General features: G+C 51.9%; 14 protein-coding genes. 11 read left to right on the top strand and 3 right to left on the bottom strand.

What is annotated here, in order from left to right; genetic code table 11:
* The 11 genes from LPH68_RS02600 to LPH68_RS02650 all read left to right on the top strand — a co-directional run bounded on the left by LPH68_RS02600 (position 1) and on the right by LPH68_RS02650 (position 20,808).
* A complete protein-coding gene (locus LPH68_RS02600) occupies positions 1-492 on the top strand; it encodes a hypothetical protein (protein WP_004327425.1) in 492 nt (163 codons plus the stop codon).
* A gap of 38 nt (positions 493-530) precedes the next feature.
* Positions 531-731, top strand: coding sequence for a hypothetical protein (locus LPH68_RS02605; protein ID WP_005846360.1), 201 nt, complete (start codon positions 531-533; stop codon positions 729-731).
* Complete coding sequence (locus LPH68_RS02610) at positions 732-5,123, top strand: tape measure protein (protein ID WP_008781442.1); 4,392 nt, start codon at positions 732-734, stop codon at positions 5,121-5,123. It abuts the gene before it with no gap.
* 1 nt (position 5,124) lies between these two features.
* The gene (locus tag LPH68_RS02615) at positions 5,125-5,589 is read left to right on the top strand and encodes a hypothetical protein (protein WP_004326780.1); all 465 of its coding nucleotides are present in this window, start codon (positions 5,125-5,127) and stop codon (positions 5,587-5,589) included.
* Positions 5,590-5,635: 46 nt separating this feature from the next.
* Positions 5,636-9,652, top strand: a complete 4,017-nt coding sequence (locus tag LPH68_RS02620) for a hypothetical protein (protein ID WP_005932379.1) — start codon at positions 5,636-5,638, stop codon at positions 9,650-9,652.
* A gap of 26 nt (positions 9,653-9,678) precedes the next feature.
* Entirely contained in the window at positions 9,679-16,416 is a 6,738-nt protein-coding gene (locus LPH68_RS02625) for a hypothetical protein (protein WP_230296850.1), read from the top strand.
* 516 nt (positions 16,417-16,932) lie between these two features.
* Positions 16,933-18,237 (top strand): reverse transcriptase domain-containing protein, encoded by a 1,305-nt coding sequence (locus tag LPH68_RS02630; RefSeq protein ID WP_004326023.1) that lies wholly within the window; start codon positions 16,933-16,935, stop codon positions 18,235-18,237.
* Positions 18,234-18,719: a hypothetical protein gene (locus tag LPH68_RS02635; RefSeq protein ID WP_004326022.1), complete on the top strand. Its 486-nt coding sequence runs from the start codon at positions 18,234-18,236 to the stop codon at positions 18,717-18,719. Before LPH68_RS02630 ends, LPH68_RS02635 begins: the two co-directional genes overlap by 4 nt.
* A 179-nt stretch (positions 18,720-18,898) precedes the next feature.
* Positions 18,899-19,141, top strand: a complete 243-nt coding sequence (locus LPH68_RS02640) for a hypothetical protein (protein ID WP_004326021.1) — start codon at positions 18,899-18,901, stop codon at positions 19,139-19,141.
* 72 nt (positions 19,142-19,213) lie between these two features.
* Positions 19,214-19,858 carry a thymidylate synthase gene (locus LPH68_RS02645; RefSeq protein WP_004326020.1) on the top strand — a complete coding sequence of 215 codons (645 nt, stop codon included), beginning with the start codon at positions 19,214-19,216 and terminating at the stop codon, positions 19,856-19,858.
* Positions 19,859-19,953: 95 nt separating this feature from the next.
* Complete coding sequence (locus LPH68_RS02650) at positions 19,954-20,808, top strand: DNA adenine methylase (RefSeq protein ID WP_004326018.1); 855 nt, start codon at positions 19,954-19,956, stop codon at positions 20,806-20,808.
* Positions 20,809-21,018: 210 nt separating this feature from the next.
* On the opposite strand, the gene LPH68_RS02655 is transcribed toward LPH68_RS02650, so the two are convergent.
* Genes LPH68_RS02655 through LPH68_RS02665 form a run of 3 tightly spaced genes read right to left on the bottom strand, consistent with a single transcriptional unit; the run spans position 21,019 to position 26,921 of the window.
* Positions 21,019-21,690 carry a DUF5006 domain-containing protein gene (locus tag LPH68_RS02655; RefSeq protein ID WP_230296851.1) on the bottom strand — a complete coding sequence of 224 codons (672 nt, stop codon included), beginning with the start codon at positions 21,688-21,690 and terminating at the stop codon, positions 21,019-21,021.
* Positions 21,691-21,712: 22 nt separating this feature from the next.
* Complete coding sequence (locus LPH68_RS02660) at positions 21,713-23,581, bottom strand: RagB/SusD family nutrient uptake outer membrane protein (RefSeq protein WP_087318023.1); 1,869 nt, start codon at positions 23,579-23,581, stop codon at positions 21,713-21,715.
* Positions 23,582-23,597: 16 nt separating this feature from the next.
* On the bottom strand, positions 23,598-26,921 hold the full coding sequence (locus LPH68_RS02665; protein ID WP_162612964.1) for a TonB-dependent receptor: 3,324 nt from the start codon (positions 26,919-26,921) through the stop codon (positions 23,598-23,600).
* Positions 26,922-26,928 lie beyond the last annotated feature (7 nt).

Consider the following 26,928-nt stretch of genomic DNA (forward strand, 5'->3'; position numbering starts at 1 on the left):
ATGGACGAAGCTGTCATCAAGCAGATCCAGCGTGAGGGTGCGGACGCGCTGCTGGATATCGGTGTGAGCGTCCCGCTGAAAGCGTTTCATATCCCTTTCAGGAAATCCCCGCTGGAGCTGCGCGTGACCATGAGGCGGCCTTATATGTCCGGTCAGATTCTTTTTGCCCGGACATATTTGTCGATGGGGATCACCAGTGAGGAGATGTGGGGGTTCAGCAAGGAGGAGGAAATGCAGTTTCTGGCCTCTCACGGCAAGGCGGTGAGCCGTATGGTGGCCTATACCCTTTGTCGTGGCCCTTTCAGCCGCCGCGTGCTTTTGCGCCCGGTGGCATGGCTCATAAGGAACTTCATGGAACAGCGTTATCTGGTGGGTGCGATCAAGCGTTTTGTCAGCCTGATGGGTACCGACCCTTTTATACCTATTATCAGATCAGCCGAGCGGACGAATCCGATGAGCTTGAGACTGAGCCAAAGAAAGAAGGGGAGTTAAAGAGCCGTTATGAAGGCTCCCATAGCCCTTTCGGTTTTGTGTGGCAGATTGCCAGTGCCACCGGCTGGAGCGTGGACTATATACTGAACAAGGTGAATTACCAGACCCTGATCATGATGCTTAGTGACGCTCCCCGGTATGTCCGTGACAAGTCCGGATCTTCCGGTCCTGCGGATGAGCGGAGCGCCGAGGATGAAGCGGATGGAATAGTAGGATTTTTTCAAAGCAAGCTAAAATAGATGAAACCGGTACAAATAGAATTCCTTATGGTGGACCATTTGAGCGCCCGTCTTGACAAGGCCGTGGGCAAGATCGAGCGGATGTCCCAGCAGGCATCGTCCGCCAACAGACAGATCCGGGAACTTGACAGGAGCGGTTCCCTGTTGAACAACACCGTCGGCAAGCTGGCGGCCGCCTTTACTATCAAGGAGCTGGTGTCGAACATCACCAAGGTACGCGGCGAGTTCCAGCAGCTGGAGGTGTCGTTTCAGACCATGCTCGGCAGTGCGGAGAAGGCCGACACCCTGATGCAGCAGTTGGTACATACGGCCGCGACCACTCCTTTCGGCCTGGAGGATGTCGCGCAGGGTGCCAAGCAGCTTCTTGCCTACGGGTTTGGAGCGGAGAAAGTGAACGAGACGCTGATCCGCTTGGGTGACATCGCTGCCGGACTTTCCATCCCTTTGAACGATCTGGTCTATCTTTACGGCACCACCATGTCCCAGGGACGGCTTTATACACAGGACCTGAACCAGTTCACCGGCCGGGGCATCCCTATGATCGCCGAACTGGCCAAGCAGTTCGGCGTGGCTGAAAGCAAGGTGAAGGAGCTTGTGGAGGAAGGCAAGGTCGGTTTTCCCGAAGTGCAGAAGGTCATAGAGAGCCTGACGGACGAGGACGGAAAATTCAGTGGTCTGATGGAGGCACAATCCAAAACGATAACCGGACAGATCTCCAATATAGAGGATGCCGTTTCAATGATGTTCAATGAAATCGGGCAACAGTCGGAAGGTGTCATCAACACCACGCTTTCCGGTGTTTCCTACATGGTGGAGCATTACGAACGTTTCGGCCGTATCCTGCTCGGGCTTGTCGGTACGTATGGTGTGTACCGGACCGCCGTCATGACAGTCACGGCCGTGAAAGGCTGGGCGGTGGCTGCGGAGGCGTTGCATTACAACTGGCTCCTGCTGGTTGAGAAAGCGCAGAAAATGCTCAACCGGACCATGCTTTCCAATCCCTATGTGCTGGTTGCGACCCTGCTTGCCGGTGTTGCCGTGGCACTGATCTCCATGAAGACGGAAACCGAACGTTTGCAGGAATCCGAGGAAAGGTATCAGCAGCAGAAGCAGAAAACCATAGAGGCCGAGGAAGAGCACAGGCGCAAAATAGAGGAACTGTGTTCCATTGCCGGGGATGAAGCCGTGTCCACGGATGCCCGGCGTGAGGCGCTAAACAAGCTGGAACAGAAATATCCGGATATATTCTCCAAATACGACACCGAGTATGAGAAACTGAAGAATATCAAGAAAATCAAGGAAGAGATAGCCCGATTGGAAGCCGGTGAGTCCATATCCAATCCCGCCAATGAATTGAAACGTGTGGATGACAGGATAAAAGAACTTGAAGGCAAGACCCGGTTGGCAACCGAATATTACCAGGACAGCTACGGGCGGCAAAGAGCCCGATATGTCCGGAAATCCGCACGTTCAAGGGATGAGGAGGCAGAGCTTCAGAATCTGTACGGAAAACGCAAGAGCCTGAACGGACAAATCCGCAAGGACGAGGTAAATGCCTATTTCGAAAACCTGACCGGTGTGAGTAACGAGACCCTTGCACAGCAGATAAAGCAGCGTAGAACCCTGCTTGCCCGGATGTCTGTCCAGGAGAAGGAATACGGAAAGATTACGCAGGGTGACGAAAATCTTACCGGAACTTATTCCCGTGACGAACTGAAGTATCAGCTGAACAAACTGGTTTCGGAACAAAACCGGCGTAACCTGCCCACGGATTCAAGCACTGACTGGGTGGCTGCGGCAAAAGAGAAATACCAGGATGCGCTCAAGGCTTATAACGCCTTTCTTCAGGAAACGTCCAACAGCCTTTCCCGTGAGGAGTTTGAGAAGAAGGCGAAAGAACTGAAGGATGCCGTCGATACCGCCAAAAAGGAGTACGACAAGGTCAAGCCCGGTGAGGATAAGGATTCCGAGGCCGAACGGAAGAAGGCGGACAAGGCGGAGAAAGAAGCCCAACGCCGCAAACAGGTTTCTGAAAAGCTGGGCCAGGAACTCGCCGGGCTGCAAAGGAAGAATGACGAGGCGGAGATTGAGATGATGACCGAGGGGCTGGAGAAGAAGCTGCGCCAGATAGACAATGAATACCAGGCACGCAAGGATGAAATAGCCAGGCAGGAAGCCGGTTGGAAACGTGACAACGCGAAAGCGGGGCAGTCCGGTTCGCTGTCGGAAGATCAGCAGTCCGAAATAGACAAGGCCCGTGAGCTGAACGAGTCCGGCCGACAGAAGAAAATAGCGGAAGCTTATCGGGAAGAGTTCGGAGTGATGCAGGAATATTTGCAGGCCTACGGCACCTTCCAGCAGCAGAAACTCGCCATCGCGACCGAATATGCGGAAAAGATACAAAAGACGACGTCCGGCAGCGAGAAGCTCTCTCTCGGTGTTGAACGTGACAGCAAACTTGCCGGCATCGAAGTGCAGGAACTGAAAGCCCGTATTGACTGGGGTACTGTCTTCGGTGAATTCGGCGGGATGTTTTCCGATATGATAAAGCCTGTATTGGCGGATGCCAGAAAATACATGCTCACTGACGAGTTCCGAAATGCCGACCATGCCAGCCAGGACGCGCTTGTCTCTGCCGTCCAGCAGATGGAGAGGGCTTTGGGCGGTTCCGGCAAGGTCAGTTTCAAGAAACTGGGTGCCGAGGTTACTGCCTACCAGAAAGCCCTTTCAGACCTGAAGGAGGCACAGGCGGTGTATGCGGACACCTATACGGCACTCATTGCCGCCCAGAAATCATACATTGAGGCGCAACAGTCCGGAACCGAACAGGAGAAGGAGTCCGCCCGGCAAGCCCTGGAAACGGCGCAGGCTAATGCCGATGCCGCGAGTGAGAATATAAACGCCTTGCAGGAAACGGCTGACAGTGCCCGGCAGTCCCTCTCGAATACTGCCTCCGGTCTGAAGACCAGTATGGAGAATGTGAGGGACGGATTGCAGCAGATTGCCTCCGGCAGTATCAGCGGGGCGTATAATGGCCTGATCACACTCGGCAAAGGTGCCAAGGAAGTGGACGGCAAACTGGGCGAGGCTTTCGGAAAGGTTTCCGAAACACTTGAGGATGTGCCTGTTGTCGGCTGGATTGTAAGTATTATAGACCTTTTCAAAGATGGTTTGAGTGTGGTCATCGGTGGCCTGCTCGACGCGGTGTTCAATGCCGTGAGCGGTATTCTTGACGATGTGCTTTCCGGTGATCTTTTTGTGACTATCGGAAAATCGCTGCTTTCCGGTGTGGGCAAGATATTCGACGCATTGACCTGGGGCGGATTTTCCTCCTGGACGACTTCAAGCAATGCCAAAGAGGTCCAGGAAACCATCGACCGGCTGACCGAGCGCAACGAGACCTTGCAGACGGCTATCGAGGACCTGACGGAGGAGATCAAGGCGAGCAAGGGTACAAAGTCCGTGGCCGCCTACCGGGATGCCTACAGGCTCCAGCAGGAGACGAACTCGAACTATCTGGACATGGCCATGTCGCAGGCCGGCTATCACGGTTCGCATCACAGCTGGAATTATTACTGGGGCGGTTTCTCACAGGAACAGATTGACCGTTTGAGCGGTCAGATCGGGCGTAGCTGGAACGGTGACATCTGGAACCTAAGTCCGGAGGAGATGAAGAAGTTGCGCAGTAACGTGGACATGTGGACGCAGATCCAGGATACCGGCAAGGGCGGATATGGAGGTCGTCTGACCGAGAAGCTGGATGACTATATCGACCAGGCGGGCAAGCTGGAGGAACTTACCGACCAGCTGTATGAAGGTCTCACCGGTATTTCCTTCGACAGCATGTACAGCAGTTTCGTGGATAACCTGATGGATATGAAGTATGATGCCGCAGCCGCGGCGGAGGACATATCCGAGTATTTCATGCGTGCGATGCTGTCAAACAAGATCGGTGAGCTGTATTCCGACAAGCTGAAAGGCTGGTGGGAGAAATTCGGCAAGGCGATGGAAGACAATGACCTTACAGAAGCCGAGCGTAAGGCCCTCCAGGACGAGTACATGAAGTATGTCGAGGAAGCCATCGCTCTTCGTGACAATCTTGCCGCGGCCACCGGGTACGATAACTCGGGCGGTACGAGCCAGAGCGCCAAAACCGGCGGTTTTTCAGCCATGACACAGGACCAGGGTACAAAACTGGACGGCATGTTCACCAGCGGGTTGCAACACTGGTCGAGCATCGATGAGAAGATGGAGAGCGTCATCGACAAGATGAACACCGCCGAGGGGCATCTTGCCCGTATCGAGGAGAACACCGGCACGAGCGCGTCGCACCTTGGCAAAATAGAGGAAGAGATTCGTAAAATCAATCGTGACGGAGTAAAATGCAAATGATATGGAAAAGATATTAGGCGGTCTGGTACTTGTCAACGGTACCGACATCTGGAGTACATACGGGGTGTTCCTCGTTGAGGACAAGCGCGGCGGGATGGATAACCTGACCGCCATCCTGACCCCGAGCAAGACGAAAACGGACACGGCTGTGAATATCCGGGAGGAGGACGGGGAGAAATATTCCTCCGTGCTGACGCCCAGGAACGAGGCCCGTGACGTGACGCTTCATTTCGCCCTGTTTGGCAAAACGCAGGCCGGCTGGCTGAAGAAGTATTTCGAGTTCATCAATTTCCTGAAGAAAGGCCGTGACGGGTGGCTTGAGATTTCCTTTCCCCAACTTGCCCTGACTCTCCGTGTGAAATATACGGATTGCAGCAAGTTCCAGCCTCTGACCTATCTCTGGAAGGAAGGCGTGCACGCCGGCAAGTTCAAGGTGAAGTTCCGGGAACCTGTCCCGGTCATATAAATGTGATTCAAACCCTATTCAAACGACGTTTAAACAAGATACAGACATGCTGACCATCTATGACAGCAACGGCAACAGACGGACCGATATCGAGGCGGGCGACAGCTCCACCCAGGTGAAGGAGGTGCAGGGTGACAATGTCCTGACACTCTCTTTCACGCATTACGAATATATCGCCCTGGACGTGAATGACCGGGTGGACTTTGAGGGTGAGCGCTACTGGCTGACCGAACGGTACATCCCGAAGCAGAAGAGCGGCCAGGAGTGGGTATATGATTTGAAGTTTTACGGTATCGAGAGCCTGGTGAGACGTTTTCTTGTGCTGGAGACCACCGACGGGAACACCGAGCCTGTGTTCACGCTGACAGCGACTCCGCGTGAACACGTGGCCATGATCGTGAAGTGTATCAATGACGGAATGAACCACACCACCGACTGGAAAGTGGGGCGGGTGGACGGTACGGACCTTATCGTCATCGATTACGAGGGGAAGTACTGCAACGAAGCCCTGAAAGAGATAGCCGAAGCGGTCGGCGGGCAGGCTGAATGGTGGGTGGAAGGCCAGACCGTGAACGTGTGCCGGTGTGAGCATGGCGAGGAAATAACGCTGGGCTACGGGAAGGGACTGACCGGAATCGAACGCGACACGACGGGTACCGACAATTTTTATACCCGGTTGTTCCCGGTAGGCAGCACGCGGAACATAGATCCGTCAAAATACGGGCATAGCCGCCTGATGCTTCCGGGGGGCAGGCAATATGTCGAGATACATACGGAGGAGTACGGCATCTATGACCGTTACGAGCAAGACGCCTTCAGCGGCATTTATCCCCGCAGGATCGGGGCTGTCAGCAGTGTGCGCAGCGAAGATGTGAAAGATGACGACGGCAACCCTTTCACGGTCTATTATTTCAGGGACGACAGCCTGAATTTCGATCCGAACGATTACGAGCTGCCCGACGAGACCAAACGTGTATCGTTCCAGGACGGTGACCTTTCCGGACTGGGGCAGGGTGAGGACCACTATTTCGAGGTGAATTTCAACAGTGCCACCCGTGAGTTCGAGATTATTACGATATGGCCCTATGATGATGACACGCAACTCCCCGGCGGCAAACTTATTCCGAAATCCGGTGACCGTTATATTCTCTGGAATATCCGTATGCCGGACGAATATTACCCGCTTGCCGAGGAGGAGTTTCTTACGGCGGTGGAACAGTTCAATACCGAATGCTGGCAGGATCTTGCCGTTTACAAGGCCCCGACCGACCATGTGTGGATTGAGGAGAACGGTGTTTCCCTGTCCGTAGGCCGCCGTGTGAGACTTGAAAGCGAGGAGTATTTCCCCGAAACCGGTTATCGCAGCAGCCGCATCACGAAAATTACCCGGAAGGTGAACCAACCCGGGGAGATGGACATCGAGATCAGCGATGCCCTGCATAGTGGTGCGTTTGAACGGGTGAATGACAGTATCGGGGAACTGAAAAACTATACGAAGTCAAAGGCGGAGGGTGCCGCGCTTCCTGACATTATCCGTAGCTGGGACAAGACACTGCCTACGGACAACAATCTTTTTTCCGCGCGGAGAAGTCAGGCGGAACACATCAGCAAAAAAAAGAATGACCGTGCAAAGGGGAAGATCACCTTCGAAGCGGGAGCCTCTTTCGGACAGGAGGATAATGCGGGTATTGATGACAAGGGCAATGCCGAGTTGCTGACCCTTGTCGTGCGTGAGTTCCTTCGCAGCCCGAAATTCGTGGACGGTCTTTTCGGTGAGGGGTGGCGGCTGTGGATGGAGGACGCTTTGTCCCATCTTACCATCGACAAGCTGACGGTACGCCAGGTCATGGTAGTATTGGAGCTGCTTATCGAGAAGGTACGCAGCGTTGGCGGCCAGCTGTGCGTCAGCGCCGCCAACGGGAAAATAAAGACCGCCGTACTTGAGGACGGTTACTGGAGGATCACTTTCGAGCAGGACAACAGTTTCCAGGCCCATGACCTGATGCGCTGCGCCACGTTCAGCGGCGGGAACCTGAAAGGGTACTGGGTGGAGGTGGCCGGCGTGGAGGGTGACTCCATTCTCGTAAGTGAGGATGAATTTTCAGGTTCCCTTCCGGAGGCCGGTGACGAGTGCGTGCTGATGGGCAACACGGAGAACCCGCTGCGTCAGAACCTGATCCTGATCTCCGCCACCGAGGACGGTCAGCCCCGCGTGGACGTGATGGACGGGGTGAAGGCGAAGAACTTCACCGGCTGCCTTCGTGCGCGCCTGGGCAACCTGGACGGCATCAGCGATGACTGGTTCCCGGCTGACAACCAGCCGCACGGCAACGGCCTTTACAGCGACAACGCCTACCTGCGCGGGACTTTCCTTCTGGTGACCGGTGAGGACATCAAGACCAAGTTCGAGATCGTGGAGGGGCGCATCACCAGCGCGGTGACCGCCCTAAGGAACGACTTCGCCACGGAGAAGGGCTACCTGAACAACCCCGCCTTCGATGACGGGCTGGAGAAATGGAACACGGAGAACGAGACGGTGTTCTTCCTGGCAGGTAACAAATGGATCTGGGCGAACAACAACGTACTGACCAGAAAGGGCGACGGGGCGAGCGTGACGGTGGATGACGGGCGGACGGTGGTGCACATCCGTAACAAGTACATCCTCCAGAAACGGGCGAATTTGAAAAGCATCCCCTCCATGCCTGTGAACGGTGACGGGGAGAAGGAGGCCGTGCCGGTGTACCTTTCCTTCTTCTACCGCTGCGCAACCAAAGGGACTCTAAGAGTCCAGTTCCTGGACGTTGACAAGACGGGTTTCGCGAACTTCAACAGCCTGGAGGTGGAGGAGGAACTGTCTGCAACTGATGGTTACGTGCAGTACACCTGTAGCGGCCTCTGGAACGGTACCGGTGATTTCAAACTGTCCTTTACCGGTGACATCTACCTGTATATGCTCGTGCTGTCCACTGACAAGGTGGAGAGCCTTGCACACCGCTACCGGACGCTTTTCGAGCAGTCGGAGCGTCTGGTGAAGATAACGGCCGCCGTCTTTGACCGTGACGAGAATATGCTGGAAGAGACGGGGCTTGTGGTGAAGCCTGAAGGCGCGGGCATCTACGCCCAGGACGCGGACGGGAAACTGGCGCTTATCGGCGTGAGTGTGGACGGGACGGACGCTGACGGCAACAAGATCAGCGTGGTGAAGCTGACCGGTGACCGCGTCAAGCTGGAGGGCCTCGTGACGGCCAACGATAATTTCAAGATCCTGGAGGACGGGAGCATCGAGGCGAACGCGGGCACGTTCTCCGGGCATATCCGCACGAACTTCCACCTTGTGGAGTCGAGCGACGCCGTCCTGACCTCCTGCTCGGGCCGCGGCGAGGCCGGCTACCTGATCGGCCGTGAGCTGAGCCTGAAGGTGGACATGGCCGGTTCGTCGAACGGTGCGGACATCATCCTTCCGAACGACGTGCGTTATATCGGCTCGCGCGTAACCCTTTACAACGGCTGCCACCCTCCCTATACGCGTACGGTGGGCTCTATCCGCTACAGCTCCGTCCGTGTGGACGACGGCACGCTGCTCCGCGGTTCCAACGTGAACCTTAGCAGTGATTCGCTGCTTTCCTATTCCGACCCCTACAGGATCGACTGGATCAGCGGGATCATCGAGCTGGTCGGTACCCCCGAGCTGAACGGGAGAATCCTTGCGGACCTGGTTTCGTGGCGGGGAGCGTCGGCCGGTCCCCCCGCTTCCCCCTCGAGCGGATGGCTTTACTACGACACGAAAAGGAACCGCAACTACCTTTACTGGTACGGCGCGTGGGTGGAGTTCCCCGTTTACGGCGGCGCTTCCGATGATCTCCGCATCACGTGGAAGGGAGAGCTTTCTTCCGCTCCGGAGAACCCGGAGAGGAACTGGCTGTACGTCACCTCCGTGAACCGCTTCCTCCTGCTCTACACGGGCGAGGATTGGGAGGAGCCCGCCATCATTAACAGCCTGAACAAGTGCGGCTGGTGCATCCTTGGCTTCAGCGCGCTTTCATACCATTATTACAATGACTGACAACAATAAAAAAGGAGGAATAACTTATGGCACTTACAGAATCGGAGAAAACGGAACTTAAGAACGACATCCTGAACGCTATCAAGGCCGAGAGCCAGAGCGTTGATGAACTTGTGGAGGTCAGCTCCCTTGACAATATCAAAAGTCTCCCCGCCCTTCGCGGCAGTGAGCTGGTGAGTGCTCCGCTCACCCTTTTGCGTAAACCGGCCGATGATGCCGCTGCCACGGCGAATGCGTCTGCCACGAAAGCGGATAATGCTGCGGCTTTGGCGAATAAAGCTGCGGGTATGGCGTCTGATGCGGCCGGTACCGCCAATCAGGCTGCTGAAACTGCAAATTCCGCCGCGGCAGCGGCATCCGCGGCTGCGAAACAGGCGGAGGATGCCGCCGCCGGTGTGAACGACGGTTTGGTCGGTGGCATGACGGCCGTCCCTGATGAGGAGAACGACACGGTGAAACTCACCCTGCTGGGGAAGACCGGGACGGAGATTGCCTCCGTTGATATTCCCGGTGGTACGGGCGGTGGCGGTAACACGTATAATGTGACGGCGGAAGTCCCTTTGGAGAGCGGTTATTATGTCCTTTCCTCCGCGATCGGTGCCGTGGATGAGAAATACCGTTACAAGGGCCGTTGCATCACCTATGAAGTCTCGCAGGGCAAATGGGAGACCAAACAGTTCGTGGGGACAAGTCTGTCGAGCTGGGAGCAGGAGGCGAGCTGGGAGGACTTCGGCGGTGCCGGAACGATGAAGAGCCTGACGGTGAACGGCGAGAAGAAAGTTCCCGACAGCGAGGGCAACGTGGATCTGACCATCGACAAGCTGGAAGTGGACGAGAGCCTGGATGCCGACAGTACCAATCCCGTCCAGAACAAGACCGTCGCCGCCAAATTCCAGGAGGTGGAAGCCGGTACCGTGTTCGGCATGAGCGCGGAAGTGAGCGACGACGAGAGCAGTGTCCGCCTTGCGCTGACCAACAAGAGCGGGGCGGAGATCGCGAGCGTTGACATCCCGGCCGGCAGCGGTGGCGGCGGTGAGTCCTCCACCACCAAGATCGTGCTGCTTGCCGAGACCGACAAGAAAACCGTGAAGGAAGGCGGAGCGGTGAAACTTACCTATACCTATGACCACCAGGTTGCCGGCGGTGATGACAAGGGTAGCAGTACCGGACAGAAAGCGACCGTCACCATCCAGGTGAAGCGCGGGACGACCACCACTTATTCCTCCTCGCTGAAGGAAGTGAGCAAGGGTACCTATACCCTTGACCTGACCAAATACCTGCTGGTGGGCACGAGCGATATCTACGTCATTGCCGAGACTACCGATCCCACCACGGGCAAGGCGCAGAAGAAGCAGGCGTACGTGAGCGTGAAGAGCGTCACCCTGTCCCTTTCCTGCGGTTACAACCTGGCGGCCACCATCCAGAACGGCGGTTACGGTACCTATGATTCCGCGAGTATACCCTACGCCGTGAGCGGTACCGGCACGAAAACCGTCAGCCTGTACGTGGACGGTGTACAGCAGAACGCGCATACGGTCACCCGCAGCGGCACGACGAACGGCAGTTTCGAGGTTTCCATGACCGGCCTGTCCGTGGGGCGGCATACCGCCCAGCTGGTGGCCGAGATGGAAACTGACGACCTCACGCTGAAAAGCGAGAGCATCCATATCGACCTGCTGAAGGCCGGAACCGGCGCGCCCTTCATCGGTTTGAAGCTCATTCATGCCGACGGGCATGTCCTCGGACGGGACGAGCATCTGGAGCCGGTCCTTGAAGCCGGCCGCTACGAGAAGCTCACTTTCGACTGGGTGGCCTATGATCCCGACCGTGTGCCCGCTGAAGTGGAGTTCTGGAAAAACGGCGTCAAGAGCAGTACCGTGAGCGCTCCCCGCAGCATGATGACCTACAGTAACCGGTTTACCGAGGAAGGCACGCAGACGCTTGTCCTGAAAGCCGGTCCGACCGGGTACACTTTGCGCATCGACGTGGGTGAGAGCGGTATCGATATCAGCGAGGCCACCTACGGCCTGGCGGTCAAGCTTGACGCGGCGGGCCGCAGCAACGGGGAGAGTAACCCCGGAACATGGGAGTCGAACGGCGTGGAGACCACGTTCGAGGGTTTTGACTGGAGCAGCAACGGCTGGACGGGTGAGGCGCTGAAGCTGACCAACGGTGCGAAAGCCGTCATCGGCTACCGGCCCTTTGCCACCGATGTGAAAAGTACGGGGCTGACCATTGAACTGACCCTCCGGGTAAGCAATCCCACTGACAGCGATACCGCAGTTGTGGACTGTCTCGACAGTGGCAAGGGGCTTTATATCACCCCTTCGGAAACGAGTTTCAAGACCGGTGAGAAAGTGTCCTATACCAACGAGGACGACGAGCTGGTGGAGCGTGAGATCAAGCTGGGCACGAATTATGTGGAAGACCGGTGGATCAAGGTGGCCCTCATGGTGGGTACCCGCAATGAGAGCCGTCTGATGGAGCTTTATGTGGACGGCAACCGTACCGGTGCCGACATCTACGACAACGCCTTCAGCTTCCGCCAGGACAATCCGAAATATATCACCATTGACAGCGCCGGGGCGGACGTGGAGGTAAAGAGCGTGCGTATCTATACCCGCCGGTTGAGTGACGACGAGGAACTGGAGAACCGGATGGTGGACAGTGCGGACGGTGAGGAGATGATCGCGCTGTATGAGGAGAACGATATCCTGGGTGATACCGACACTGTGGATATGGACAAGCTGCGTGCCAAGGGCAAGGGGGTGCTGCGTATCGTGCGCCAGAACAAGCTCGATGACGTGTATGCCGAGAACAACAAGAAGACGGACTTTTCGGCGGATATCTTCTATTACTCCCCTTTCGGATCCGAATACGACTTCGTGCTTCGTGACTGTTATATCCGTATTCAGGGTACCAGTTCCACGAAATATCCGAGCAAGAACATCCGTATCTATATCAGCAAGGGCGGCACGAACCTTAGCTTCACCGTTGGCGGCAAGGAGCAGGCGGAAAAGAAATATCCCGTCCGTCCCGGTGGCATCGCCATGAACCTGATCTGTCTGAAGAGTGATTATTCCGACTCGTCCATGTCGCTGAACACAGGCGGTGCCAAACTGTTCAACGACGTGCTGAAGGAGATGGGGCTTCTCACCCCTCCGCAGCGTTACCAGTACGAGACGGGCGGCAGCGATTTGAACGCGGTCACCGTGCGTACCGCTATCGACGGTGTGCCTATCGACATGTTTGTGGCGGCTGCGGAGGACGGCGAGAACAACTATGTGGGGCAATACAACTTCAACAACGAGAAAAGCAAGAGCGGCGACCTGTTCGGCCTTAGTGGCGTGGAGGGTTACGATCCTGCCTGTCCCCTCACTCTGGAAATGCTGAACAATACCGAGGCCATGTGCCTTTTCAAGACCACAAGTGACGCTCATCTGGAGGAGGTGTTTGATGCCGGTGCCGAGACCAACGTTCCGGATGATGTGAAATGGGCGGGCCTTGACGAGTCGCAGCGTACGGCCGTGAAACGGCTGTACGCATGGATACGCTCGTGTGTTCCGGACGGTGCGACGAGCGCCGACCTCTCCACTTTTAAGAGCGAGAAGTTCAGGGACGAGATAAGTGACTATTTCGACAAGGCTTTCCTGCTGACGTATTACCTCTGGACGGACTATTTCCTTGCCGTTGACCAGCGTGCGAAGAACATGATGCTGCGCACGTGGGACGGCCTGATATGGTACATCACCTACTACGACGGTGATACCCAGATGGGAAAACGTAACGACTGTTTCCTGGTGTATGACTACACCACCGACCGCGACACTTATGACGCCGAGGCCGGGAAATATGCCTTTGAAGGCCGTGACAGCTGGCTTTGGAACCTCGTTCTGGCCAACCTGGACGCTGACCTGAAGACACAGGCGCAGGCTCTTCGCGGTGTACTTACCACCAGCCGTGTCCTGGACATGCTGAACGTGGAGCAGGCGGGCAACTGGTGCGACCGTGCCTATAACAAGAGCGGCGAGCTGAAGTACATCCTGCCCGCCACGCAGGAGATGTACGGCAAGGTGTGGCCGTTCATCTACGCCCTTCAGGGCAGTAACCGTGCGCACCGTGAATATTTCGTGCGTAATCGTTTCGCCCTTCTGGATGCTAAGTACGGCACGAGCAATTTCACCAGTGACAACATCGACCTCTATCTGGCACGTACGGCTGCTGACACCCCCGACGTGCTGAAGATTACGGCCAACGAGGTTTATGCTTTCGGCTACGGTACGAACAACAGCCCGAATATAGGGAATACCGGCATCATCAAGAAAGATGCGGCTGCGAGCCTTTCCATCACCGGTGCCTATACGGTGAACGATCCCTTGAGGGTTTATGGCGCGAGCCGTATGAAGGTGCTGGATATGAGCGGGGCCGCCGACCACCTGAAAAACGCTTTCGACCTGGGCAAATGTACCGTGCTGCGCGAACTGAACCTTCAAAGTTCCGGCAACGGCAGTACCGGCTGGTGGTTGAACATCGGCAACTGCAAGCAGCTACGTAAACTCAACCTTCGTAACCAGGCACAGGCGAAAACCGGGGGAAGTACCAGTACCGAGCTGGATTTGAGTGCGCAGACCAAGCTGGAAGAACTTGAGGCCCGCGGTACGCAGGTGCAGAGCGTGGTGCTAGCCAAGGGTTCTCCCGTGACGCTGCTCCACCTTCCCGGTACACTGACCAGCCTCCGTCTGGAATATCTGGGCAGACTGACCACCGGCGGGCTGACATTGGAAAGCTACAGCAAGGTGAAGACCTTCATCTTTGACAGTTGTCCAGGTATTGACTGGGAAACCCTGCTGGGCCGTTGCACGGGTGTGGAACGTATCAGAGTAACCGGTATTGACCGCGAGGATGACGGTACGTGGCTGGATAAGTTTGTCGGGATGGGCGGTGTGGATTCCGATGGCAACACTACGGACACGTGCGCCTTGGTGGGTACGGTACAGCTCACGCGCTACATTGATGACGATACGTACAGCGCTCTGAAGGCGCACTTCCCGGAACTGAATATCCGGCAGCCGGAATACACGATGATCGAGTTCGACGACGAGGTATCGGATGACGCGAACGTGAGCAACCTTGACAACGGTACCGGCTACAAGTATGACAACGCGTATGAGGTGAGCGGTCATATTTCCGCCATCCTGAAGCAGCGTCACCGTGTACTTGCTAAAGTGACTAAAAAAGCGACGACGCGGGGTGTGAACATGGCGAACGTTGATACCACGGTGAACAACCTGGACGGTGAGATGACCTACTACCCGCTGGACGACACGGACAGCAACAAGTACGCCGACGGCACGGCTGCCAGACTGGACGGCACTGAAGGTGACTGGATGATGTACGAGCCCTTCTTCTGGAGCAAGGGTATCAATGATTACCTGAACGGCAAGCATTACTCCTGTTACAGCAGTAACGGTTCGGATAACATGCCTTCCGTTCCGGATGCTGACGTCCTTACGCTTGACGACATTAAGGGCACGAGTGGCGGTTATCTTTCCGGTCGTAAGATCATGAGCGGAAAGGATACGCTTTCGAACAGCTACAGTACTGACAGTACGTATTCGGTATGCAAGGTGAACGTGGACGGTTACAAGCGTGTGCGTTTCCCGAGCGTTCCCGGTACAAGCCTTGTCGGAAGCATTTTCACAGACGATTCCGGCACGGTCATCAGTTCAATCGTCGTCCCTACCTTGAGCAACAAGTTCGAGGCCGGTATGTACCTGATTGCCGATGTTCCGGAGGGTGCCACTGCTCTTCACTTCTCCATTCTGAACACGGCAGAGTTCGATAAGGTTGTCCTTTCTAACAGTGACAGGATCGAGGATATGGAACCCGAATGGGTGCCTAATGACGAGCACTTGTGTGCCGTTGTGGGCAGCAGTGTTGTCGGTTCCAAACTTCGCGCCTGCATTACCGGCGGGAGCACTACGGCGAGCATGACCTGGGCTGATTTCCACTATTACAGTGTCCAGCGCGGTATGCAGCAGATTGATGCCCTTATGCACTCGCGCATCGCGAATCTTTTCTACGCGAAGTACGGTCGTCGTGACAGCCAGGAACAATGCGGCGCGGGCTCTCACACGAACAACCGTACTACGGGTGGTACTGCCAGCCGCGGTATGACGGACACGATCGGCTACGAGGAAGCCTCCTCAATCAACCCTAATGTGACGAACAGCCTGATAGAAAACTCCGTCCACCAGTATGCGTGGTACCGTGAGAAGGATGACTACGGCGGGGCCACGGTTACGCAGGTGAATAATATTTGCTGCCTTGGCTACGAGGACATCTATGGTCATAAATATGACATGATGGACGGCGTGGATCTTCCTAATGACACGGGCAATTCCGGGAAGTGGCGCATCTGGATGCCTGACGGCAGTACCCGCCTGGTTAAGGGTTCCGTGAGCTCCGGTATCTGGATTACCGCCGTGGCGCATGGCAAATATATGGACGTGATTCCGGTGGGTTCCGTTTCGGGTTCCTCCTCGACAAATTACTGCGACATCTACTACATATCCACTGCCTCCAGCCGTGTGGTCTATCGCGGGTACTACTATGCGAATGCGGATGGCGGTGTGTCGTATGCGAGTGCGAGCGTCGATGCTTCGTATGCGTGTACGTATGTCGGTTCCCGTCTGGCCTTCCGCGGCCGGCTCGTTAAGGCGTCGAGCGCCGTGGCGTTTAAAGCGATAAGCGAGGTTGCATGATCGGCCGCGTAAAGCGTCAAAGCGGGAGCGAAGCGACAAAACATCCGGTGTTCCCCGAGCAGGGGAACGCCGTTCATTACGGGCGTCAGCCCGTCGAAAAATATTTTTTTGACGTCAGGTTTTGTATCTGTTTGTTAAATAATAATTTGAAAATAGTACTTTTGCATTTGAAAGGTGGCGCCTCCCCATAGGCCGTGTGGTCTATCGTGGCAACAACAACGCGAACCCGAATGGCGGTGTTTCGATGTCGAATGCGAACAACGATTCCTCGAATACGAACACGAACATCGGTTCTCGTCTGAACAACAATCGAAAGGAAATTTTAATCGGCGTACAACACCGGGGACTTGTCCCCACCGTGGTGCCGAGGGGGGCAAGCCGCAGTAACAGCGGTCCGTAAGGGCCGGAAAACTGAAAAATAAAGTGTCGGGTAGGGTTTGGTAGGCCGGAAACGGTTCGAAGAAGCCGGGCCCGGGGGATTGAAGGCCCCGTATTAAAAGCAATAAACAGTAATTTATGCGCAGGGTTGGGTATATCATCGAGGAGATCGTGGAGCCTTCCAACATGGAGGCTTCCTTCCGGCAGGTCCTTCGCGGCAGCAAGCGTAAACGCAGCCGCCAGGGGTGCTATCTGCTCGCGCATAAGCCCGAGGTGTTGGAGGAGCTGGTCGCGCAGATCGCATCCGGTACTTTCCGCGTGAAGGACTACCGTGAACGCGAGATCATCGAGGGCGGCAAGCTACGCCGCATTCAGGTGATCCCGATGAAGGACCGCATCGCCGTGCATGCCATCATGGCGGTGGTGGACCGCCATCTGCGGAAACGTTTCATCCGTACCACCTCCGCCAGTATCAAGAGACGGGGGATGCACGACCTCCTGGCGTATGTCCGCCGTGACATGGCCGAAGACCCTGATGGTACACGTTACTGTTACAAGTTTGACATCACCAAATTCTACGAGAGCGTGAAGCAGGATTTTGTGATGTATTGCGTCAGCCGGGTGTTCAAGGACGCAAAGCTCGTGACCATGCTGGAGAGCTTTATCCGCCTGATGCCTGAAGGTCTGAGTATCGGCCTGCGCAGCTCGCAGGGGCTGGGCAATTTGCTTTTGTCTGTGTATCTGGACCATTATCTGAAGGACAGGTATGCCGTGCGTCATTTCTACCGCTATTGTGATGACGGCGTCGTACTGGGTAAAACGAAAGCGGAACTGTGGAAGATTCGTGATGCCGTCCACGGGCGCATGGAGTGTGCCGGTCTCCTGGTGAAGGGGAACGAGCGCGTGTTCCCGCCGGGCGAGGGCATCGACTTTCTGGGGTATGTGACTTTCGGTGCGGACCATGTCCGCCTTCGCAAGCGCATCAAGCAGAAGTTCGCCCGAAAAATGCACGAGGTAAAATCGAGAAGGAGGAGGCGTGAGCTGATAGCGTCGTTCTACGGGATGGCCAAGCACGCCGACTGTCATACGTTGTTTAAAAAATTAACAGGCAAAGACATGAGATCATTTAAAGACTTGAACGTTTCCTACAAGCCGGAGGACGGCAAGAAACGTTTTCCCGGGGTGGTGGTAAGCATCCGGGAGCTGGTGAACTTACCGATTGTGGTGAAGGACTTCGAGACGGGCATCAAGACCGAACAGGGCGAGGACCGCTGTATCGTGGCCATTGAGATGAACGGTGAACCGAAAAAGTTCTTTACCAACAGCGAGGAGATGAAGAACATCCTCTTGCAAGTGAAGGATATGCCCGACGGCTTCCCGTTCGAGACCACCATCAAGACGGAAACCTTCGGCAAGGGTCGAACTAAATACATATTTACATGAAACGGGTAGAAGGAACATCCGGGATAAAACTGATCGAGTGCGTGAGCCCGGCACGCAACAGATGGCGCATCCGCTGGGATGTACAGGAACGTGAGGACGGATCCGCCTCCTACATGGAGGAAGGCTTTGTCGGCAGACCTCACATGGATACTATAAAGTCCGTCATTACAGACTGGTGTAATGAGCAAATTGACCGTGAGATACTTTCCGGTTTTCTCTATGAAGGTATGCCGGTATGGCTGTCAAGTGAAAACCAGTTCAATTATAAGGCAGCGTATGATCTGGCCGTACAGACTGGTGGTGCTACGCTTCCCGTGACATTCAAGTTCGGTACGGATGAGGTTCCCCAATATCGGGAGTTCGTCACACTGGAGGAACTGACCGATTTCTACACGAAAGCCATGAAGCATGTTCAGGACACGCTGTCTGACGGCTGGAGGAAGAAAGACGCTTTTGATCCGGAGAAGTACCGGGTGGAATAAATCCTTCGGGGGAGGATAAGAAAAAAGCCCCCGGCCTGTTAAAAAGTAACGCCAATCACTTTTATAAACATGAAACGCCAAACCGCGCGACCGGGGGCAAATACCCTCTGTCACGGTTTGACGTTTTTTTTGTTGTCTAAAAAATGATTGGCGATGCAAAGATATAATTTTTTTGTTGTATGAAAGTGATTGAGATATTAAACTTTAACCGGGAGCTGTTGAAAAGGCTTCAGGCGGCCGGCATCCGTCTGGAAGATGCCCGGTATATCGACCTGTACGCGGACTATACCCGCCTACTCGATCAAGGTGAAAAAGTCTCGTATGCTGTGGCCGTATTGTCCGAAAAGTATTCGGTGAGCGAACGTAAGGTTTATGCCTTGGTGAAACGATTCCAGAGCGACTGCAAGACGCTTGCAGTGTGAACGGGTTGTTTTATGTCGTAGGGAGTGCCGTTTCCCCTTATCTTTAGGGTGTTTCAAATTTAGAAGGAGGAAATGGCTATGAACAAGTATTACCGTATCCTGGACAAGATTCTTGCCACGGGAAAAACACAGACCAACAAGAAGGGAAATATACAATACCTTCTGAACGAGCAGCTGTCACTGACACCGGCGGACCTGCTTGACATATTCGAGGGGCATAATATCGCCCGCAAGAAGCTCCGCAGCGAGTTGCAGTTATTTATGCAGGGTGAGCGCAACGTGGAGAAGTACCGGGAGGCCGGCATCAACTGGTGGGACTATTGCGGCTCCATCCTGGTGAACAGTTACCCGACCTATTTCGAGAAGCTGCCTCCGTTGATAGCGAAAATTAACCGGGAGAGGCGCAACAGCAAGAACTACGTGCTTTTTCTGGGCGAAACCGGTGCCGAGAGCAACCAGGCACCCTGTTTGAGTCTGGTACAGTTCCAGTTAGATGGCGGTGAACTGGTTCTGTCCGCCTACCAGCGCAGCAGTGACGCAAACCTCGGGCTACCTTCCGATATTTACCACCTGTACCTGATGGCGCGGCAGATAGAACTTCCCTTGAAGTCGATCACTCTCTATCTGGGCAATGTACATATCTACGAGAATAATATCCCGGGCACCCGTGCGCTGATCGCCGGTGACGAGACGGTCCGCTTCGGGTTGAACGTGTAGTTTGCTGTATATGTCTTGCAGCGGGAACAGTTCATGTTTCCCGCTGTTTTTCGTTTATTCTGTGGACCTTTGCGGCCGTTTTAAAGCAGAATGAAATGAGAAAGATGTATTTGTCCGCCCCGCTTCCTTTCGTGGGGCAGAAACGCATGTTTGCGAGGGAATTTATCAAGGTGCTGGGACAGTTCCCGGACAGCACCGTGTTTGTGGACTTGTTTGGCGGCTCGGGCCTGCTGTCACATATTACCAAATGTGTCAGGCCTGATGCCACCGTTGTGTATAATGACTTCGACAACTACCGCTGCCGACTTGTAAATATCCCGGCCACCAATGTGCTGTTATCCGATTTGCGTCGGATAGCTGAAGGGGAACCCAGAAACAAACGTATAACCGGGGAGGTTCGCGATAAAATGTTTGCTCGTATTGAGAGGGAAGAAAAAGAGCACGGTTACGTGGATTATATCACGGTTTCCGCATCCTTGTTGTTCGCCATGAAATATGTGACCAGTTTGGAAGGAATGAAGAAAGAAGCCATCTACAATAGGATTCGGCAGACAGACTATCCCGAAGCAAAGGATTATCTGGAAGGACTGACTATAACCAGCGAAGACTACAAGGAAGTATTCAAACGTTACAAAGATGTTCCGGGTGTGGTGTTCCTGGTTGATCCGCCGTACCTCTCCACCGAGGTGGGTACTTACAAGATGTTCTGGCGTCTGGCTGACTATCTGGATGTACTAACCGTTCTGAAAGGGCATTCGTTCGTGTACTTCACCTCGAACAAGTCCTCCATTTTAGAACTGTGCGACTGGATGGACCGAAACCCATTTGTCGGCAGCCCATTCAAGGAATGCAGGAAAGTGGAGTTTAGTGCAAGCGTAAACTATCAAGCTAAATATACAGACATGATGCTGTACACGAAGCCGGATGAGGTGTCAGGTATAGCAGCCTAACAATTGCATAAAGATAGGAAATTATTTTGAATCTGCAATGGCTTTTAAATGATATTTTAAAGCCATTTAAAGAGGGTTCAAGTGAAAGAAAAACGGTGGGCTTTGATCATGCTGAATAGGACCGCGCTCACCGTTTTTCTTGTACGCGTCGTTTTTGTACTTTTTGAAACGCATCGTTTTTGTTAAGCGGCACGTCTGGTTTTTCCGGATTTATGTGTTATGCTTGGTCTTAGCTTTCACTTCTCCTGTTTTTTCTCCAGCTTTAATAGTCAATGTAGCAGGGGGCAACGTCACATAAAAATCTTTCTGCTCATCAGGTACAGTGATATTAATATCCATATCATCCATCACCGGAACAGGAACTTCCGCCTGAATAGTAAACTCGTCACCCTCATTTATCACTCTATCCGAATTGTTTTTTAAAGATACTATGGTATAATGGAGATCGGAAACAACAATAGATTGAGTAGCTTCCTTCATAGCATAACCACGCACAAAAGATGTTACATTCACATACAACTTCTGTTTAGCTTCCAATCCTCTCTCGATAATCGGTAATTCTATATCGAATGATTTTTCTCCTTTTGGGAAAGTAACCATTGAAGGGAAAGATTTGAATGCCGTTTTTGAAGCATCTTTCTCTCCGTCTTTGGCAGTGAGATAAATATCAAAATCCTCATTAGAAACCCGATCCGGATTCTTTGTATCATTCACTTTTACAGTAAGTATCAATTTCTCCCCCATTACAAAGCTCTTTGCATTTGCTTCCACTATCAAAGGCACAGTTTCCGGCAATGGCTCCATCGTATCGTCCTTACAACCCGAAAATCCTGCCACTAGCAGGCAAACGGGCAAAAATCTATATAGTATTTTCTTTATCATAATAATATGGTTCATTAAGTATTTATTCGCTAACTGTCTCCCAACCCGGATTTTGATGTATCTGATGATTCATCTGTAATTCATCCTGTGGTATCGGCAATAAATAATCCCGGTTCAAATTAAAGAGATATCCATTCGGCAAATATTGTTGCAACGGATCCATCCATTTGTCATTATCTACCAATACAGACTTCAATGTCTCATGATCTTTGGGCGAGTAACTTTGATACAGGATACCGTCTTCACCCAAATAAGCACCTCTGCCACGTCCTTTCATACCTTTCAATGTTCCGGCTTCTGCCCAACGCATCAAATCGTCCAGACGGAATCCCTGAAGAGCCAGTTCCGAACGTCGTTCACGGCGAATTTCCTGCAACAAAGGAGTAAGGCCGGTAAATGGGAAATTAGGATCAGCTTTCGGCTCTACCCATGTCACACCTGCCCTTTCGCGCAGTGGTTTTAATGTTTTATTCAATACAGCGTCGTTCCATTTTCCTTCCAATTCTGCCGCAGCTTCCGCATAACAGAGCAATCCTTCCGCATACCGGAATAAAATAATACCCGTTTCACAGTTTCCCTCTACATAAGCAGTGTCAATACCCAAATTAATATGGAATCCCGTAACACTTTTGTATTTACCGTCACCAGTCAAGTTCGGACAAACAATATCAGCATTTTTTTCTTTCATTTCTTCTTCAGTACCAGTAGCATCATAAGCTTTCACATTCATTGGTTTAGCAGCTTTCGATCCGGCTGCTGAACGAAATTTGGATCCCGTATGCATCACAGTGGCAAGAAGTCGCCCATCACGGCCTTCGAACATCTGATTGAAATCTTTATACTTTTCATCCTCCGGATTAATAAAAGAACCATCTGCATTCAAATAATTGTCGACCAATGATTTTGATAATCCTGCAGGTCCCTGGTTATCTATCACTCCTCCGGCAAGCAATTGGCCTAACACATGATATACACCACCATCCACGGAATATTTCTTCCAGAATACCGCTTCCGAAATTTGGGAATAATCCCCTTTATTAAATAAGTGTGCAAACGCATCTTCCGGATTAACAGCCTCATCATCAGTCTCCTTTGTATTCAAAGTCAAACCTGCAGGAAAAAGTTGCTGGTCACCCCAGTTCAATACTTCTTGAAAGAACTCGGCAGAATTATCTTCCTTAGCAAAATCAGTCCCTTTATGGTATTTTTCCCATGAGCCTTCATAAAGCGCCACTCTCATAGCCAAAATAGCAGCCGCCTCTTTGTTAATACGTAATCCCGAATATTTGCTACGGGGAAACAGACTTGCCTTTGCTTCGGGAATCTCACCGATAGCAGCCTTCAAGTCGCTTAATATAAACCGGGCAACATCCGAACGTTTCGAAGCCGGAATCTGCAAACCTTCCAATGTCGCGTTTCCATCCCAAAAATCATCCATAATAGGTATATCTCCAAAGCGGGTAAGCAAATAGAAGTGCCAATATGCACGTAAGAAATAAGCTTCTCCCCTGAGTGAAAGAACTTCATCTGTTTCCAAGTTCTCCGGAACCTCATAATGATAGAAGAAATAGTTGACATTACGCAAATTTTGATAACCCTTCTCCCAGTCAGTAGCACCACTGAACTGATTATTCTCACCATTCAGGCGTTTGTCATACTTCTCTGCCAAAATGTTGTCACTATTCACTTCTTCTCCTCTGACACTCATACCAAATTGAGTGGGTGTCGGCAATGCGCTATATAAACCATTAATGTAGTTCTCCAGCTGTTCCCGACCTACTAAAAAGCCTTTATCTTCAGGCTGCGTCAATGGTTTCCGATCTAGAAAATCAGAACAGGCCGACAATAGCAGCCCCATGAAGGCTGTCAGGATAATTATTTTCTTTTTCATGATAGTTCCTCTCTAATTAAAATGTGACATCAATTCCAAATACAAAATTCCGGTTCATCGGATATACTCTACCATTACCATTTTGAGTCAAGGGTGAAGTAAGTCCCGGAGCGGCAGCATTGCTACCACCAACTATCCAGTTCACCTGATTGATTGTTTCGGGATCAAATTGTTTCGGCAACTTAGTGACAGTGAATAAGTTGTCGCAAGTGAAATATACTTTCAAGCCACTCAGACCCATATTCTTCACCAATTGAGGTTTAAAGTTATAAGAAACCGTCAAATTTTTCAGACGCATATAAGCCGCATTCAATAAATAACGAGTTGTATTATAGCCTGCATTCGCTTCATAGTCTTTAGTACTAGAGTCAACCAAGCGCGGTAAATATCCGCCGGGATTCTGGGCGCTGAAATAATCAAGATGTTCTTTGAAATAGCAGTTTGCACCATAAAGATACTGGGCACCTGCCATCGCGAATTGTCTCTTAGCCACTCCCTGGAAGAGAGCTGACACTTCAAATCCTTTGTATCCGGCATTCAAGTTGATACCGAAAGAATATTTAGGAGTAGCATTGCCAATCTTCTTTAGGTCACCATGATCTGCCAATGTACCTTTACCCGGATCTACTTTTCCATTACCGTCAGAATCAATGTATTTCACGTCACCACGCTGCCACCTGTCGCTTGATTTGAAAAAGCTAAGGTCCACCTTCTTGAGGTATTCATCCACTTCTCGATTGCTCATAAAAAGGTCATCTGCCTGATATCCCCATATTTCACCCAAATCCATTCCTTCATAATATCCTTTATTCCCCGGTAAGCCGGTATGGTTGTTGAAAAGCAGTCCTTCCGGGTTATTATATTTTGTAACTACCGCCTTATAGTTGAACACATTGAATCCGACACCGTAGCTAAAACCACATTTCAATTTATCCTGCCACTGTACAGACAATTCCCAACCACGATTTCGTAGCGTAGCATTATTTACCTTTGCCGCATTATCATCACTAATACCCCCGATAGCCGGAATAGCCTCAGCCGGGCCAATCATGTCATGTGTTGTACGCTGATAAATATCGGCAGTAACAGAAAGCCGGTCGTTCAGTAACATCAAGTCGATACCAAGATTGGCATTATCCACTTTCTCCCACGTAATATAAGGGCTGACCATCTTAGGTGTATTGACAATTACTCCTTTGGAAGGAGTGGCATTCACTCCCGGCAACAGCCAGGCATTGGATGAACCAGCCGACAAATCCACTAGCCCAAGATAATCATAAAGTCCTTTCGTATTTTGATTACCCAAGCGTCCATAAGAAACACGTATTTTCAGTTGGGAAAATGGAAGATTCCAATTCTTAAAATAGTCCGTATGGGCTATATCATAACCGGCAGAGAAAGAAGGGAAGAATCCCCAACGATTTCCCGGTGCAAAACGGGAAGAGCCATCATAACGCCCACTAAATTCCAGAAAATATGTCTCCTTATAGTTCCAGTTCAACTTGGCATACATACCCATCGTAGCCCAATGCGTACGGTCATCTCCCGCATATAACATACCATTGGCACTGGCAAAAGAATAAATGTCGTCAGTTAGAAGACCGTCTTTATAAGTATAGTCGCTGGAGTTTTCCTGTAATTCCATCTGGAAACCTGCCATAGCCTTAAAGAAATGACTTCCCCATTGATGAGTATAAGATGAAGACACATTGGGAGAAAGATAATAATTAAAGGCATTGCCATGGGTATAAGAACCCCATTTCGAGTTGAGGTAACTCATTCCCGGATACGCATACCCTTGATCTGTACCTGAGTTCATGACTAATCTTCCGTCAGGTTTTTCATAAGTAGGAAATCCACGCTTGAAACTATTGTCTTCCACATCAAAACGGACTTTCATTTCTCCCACTATATCCCATCCTTTCAACGGAGTAACAGTAGCAGAAAAAGACATTGCATCCGAAATACGATTCTGTACATAATGCGATTCCTTCATATTACGAAGTTCCGTAGCGTCATTATATTGGGATTCAATCGGATAATGCGTCGGAGCATTCGGAATTGATTGTCCAACGCGTGCGTAGAAAATAAGCTGGTTTGGCATCGGACGCTTAATAATATTCAACGTTATATTATTGTTAAAATTGAATTTCAGCCAGTCATTAGCCTTAATCTGGAGTTTCGTATTTACATTGTATTTACTCAGATTATCGTCTACCTGGTCAAGCAGGCCTTCCTGATAAGTGTATCCTAGCCCTACATAATAGTTGAACTTATCCGAACCTCCCGTTACATTCAGATTGTGTGAATGACGGATAGCAGCATCTTTAAAATAGAAATCGAACCAGTCTGTATTTGCATATACTGCATCTCTCGAAGATGCCCAATCTGTCCCGAGTGCATTCGCATTTATACCCGGAAACTCTGCCGAATAAGGATTTTGCATGAACCCCTCCATCTTCTTAATAAGATCATCAGAAATTATCTGCTTATTACCTCCATTGGCAGCCATTTCATTTATGTAATTAGCATACTGAATAGAGTTCATCTGATCCGGCATATTAATAGGTGAACTGAACCCGACCGTTCCACGATAAGTGACCTGTGCCTTTTCTTTCCGACCGCTTTTCGTAGTAACCAATACTACACCATAAGCAGCGCGCGCACCATATACAGCCGCTGCAGAGGCGTCTTTCAATACACTGATTGATTCGATATCATTCGGATTTACATTCTGAAGACTCTGTTCCACTCCATCTACCAACACGTATGGTTCACTTCCATTAATAGAACCTGCACCACGGATATTGAATTTAATTTCAGCACCAGTTTCACCACCAACACCACCGGATACTGCATCTGTATCAAAATTCAAACCGGCTACGTTACCTTGCAGGGCACTTGTCAAGTCGGTAATAGGGCGGTTGACAATAGCGTCGGACTTTACAGTAGACACAGCAGCCGTAATGGTGCTACGTTTCTGCTTGTCCATACCCACTACAACAACCTCATCAAGAAGTTTTGAATCTTCCCGCAATACGAAGCGGTTGCCTTCAAGTTTTGTCACTTTTACTTCGAGGGGAGAATAACCCACGTAAGAGATGGTTAAGGTATTGCCAATTTTACCTTTGACAGAAAAGTTACCGTCAATGTCGGTCAAAGTACCTTCTTTTGCCCCTTTTACCATGACCGTAGCTCCAATAATGGTTTCCCCCTTATCATCTACCACTTGTCCTTTAATCATTTGTTGCTGTGCAAACGCTCCTGAAGGAAATAGCAAGAGCATCATCATAAGAACAACAAAGCAGCCTTGTTTTTTCATAAGCCTCTTTTTTTTCATAATACTA

It is taken from the genome of Bacteroides sp. 1_1_30 (assembly GCF_020982715.1).
Classification (GTDB): Bacteria; Bacteroidota; Bacteroidia; order Bacteroidales; family Bacteroidaceae; genus Bacteroides; species Bacteroides xylanisolvens.